Raw genomic sequence first — 1,878 nt, forward strand, 5'->3', positions numbered from 1 at the left:
TTTAGGATTTGAGAAAAAAAATTAAATTTTTTTTCAAAAAAACTTGCCAGATAAAAAATAAGTTGTACTTTTGCATCCGCTTTGAGAGACAAGCGAAAGAATAGAAGACGCGTTCATAGACATATTGGATTGACAGCACGATTTAAATCTTTGGATTTAAGTTGTAAAATTTAAGAGAGTAAGACGCGAAAAGAATTAAGTTGACGCATTATCGTACAATATAAAAAACATACGATGAAGAGTTTGATCCTGGCTCAGGATGAACGCTAGCGGCAGGCCTAACACATGCAAGTCGAGGGGTAGAAGGAGCTTGCTCCTTTGAGACCGGCGCACGGGTGCGTAACGCGTATGCAATCTACCTTGTACAGAGGGATAGCCCAGAGAAATTTGGATTAATACCTCATAGTATTTTTGGAAGGCATCTTCTGATTATTAAAGTTCCAACGGTACAAGATGAGCATGCGTCCCATTAGTTAGTTGGTAAGGTAACGGCTTACCAAGACGATGATGGGTAGGGGTCCTGAGAGGGAGATCCCCCACACTGGTACTGAGACACGGACCAGACTCCTACGGGAGGCAGCAGTGAGGAATATTGGACAATGGGCGCAAGCCTGATCCAGCCATGCCGCGTGCAGGAAGACTGCCCTATGGGTTGTAAACTGCTTTTATACAGGAAGAAACACTCCTTCGTGAGGGAGCTTGACGGTACTGTAAGAATAAGGATCGGCTAACTCCGTGCCAGCAGCCGCGGTAATACGGAGGATCCAAGCGTTATCCGGAATCATTGGGTTTAAAGGGTCCGTAGGCGGCCTTATAAGTCAGTGGTGAAATCTCCTAGCTCAACTAGGAAACTGCCATTGATACTGTAGGGCTTGAATTTTTGTGAAGTAACTAGAATATGTAGTGTAGCGGTGAAATGCTTAGATATTACATGGAATACCAATTGCGAAGGCAGGTTACTAACAAACGATTGACGCTGATGGACGAAAGCGTGGGTAGCGAACAGGATTAGATACCCTGGTAGTCCACGCTGTAAACGATGGATACTAGCTGTTCGATTTTCGGATTGAGTGGCTAAGCGAAAGTGATAAGTATCCCACCTGGGGAGTACGCACGCAAGTGTGAAACTCAAAGGAATTGACGGGGGCCCGCACAAGCGGTGGAGCATGTGGTTTAATTCGATGATACGCGAGGAACCTTACCAGGGCTTAAATGGGAGACGACAGTTTAGGAAACTAGACATTCTTCGGACGTCTTTCAAGGTGCTGCATGGTTGTCGTCAGCTCGTGCCGTGAGGTGTCAGGTTAAGTCCTATAACGAGCGCAACCCCTGTCGTTAGTTGCCAGCGAGTGAAGTCGGGAACTCTAACGAGACTGCCGGTGCAAACCGTGAGGAAGGTGGGGATGACGTCAAATCATCACGGCCCTTACGTCCTGGGCCACACACGTGCTACAATGGCCGGTACAGAGGGCAGCTACCTAGTGATAGGATGCGAATCTTTAAAACCGGTCTCAGTTCGGATCGGAGTCTGCAACTCGACTCCGTGAAGCTGGAATCGCTAGTAATCGGATATCAGCCATGATCCGGTGAATACGTTCCCGGGCCTTGTACACACCGCCCGTCAAGCCATGGAAGCTGGGGGTGCCTGAAGTCGGTGACCGCAAGGAGCTGCCTAGGGTAAAACTAGTAACTAGGGCTAAGTCGTAACAAGGTAGCCGTACCGGAAGGTGCGGCTGGAACACCTCCTTTCTAGAGCAAGATAATAGTTGCTTAGTTTGTGAGTTTTACTCTCGCTGTTAGTTCAAAAAAAAGAATCTAAAATACAGAGTCTCGTAGCTCAGCTGGTTAGAGTACTACACTGATAATGTAGGGGTCGGC

At 47.3% G+C, this 1,878-nt stretch carries 1 rRNA gene; it reads left to right on the forward strand.

The features are described 5' to 3' along the window. Positions 1-231 precede the first annotated feature (231 nt). Positions 232-1,749, forward strand: a 16S ribosomal RNA gene (locus tag CX675_RS09360). The last annotated feature ends 129 nt before the right edge of the window (positions 1,750-1,878 follow it).

The organism is Flavobacterium sp. J27, assembly GCF_004303025.1.
GTDB lineage: Bacteria > Bacteroidota > Bacteroidia > Flavobacteriales > Flavobacteriaceae > Flavobacterium.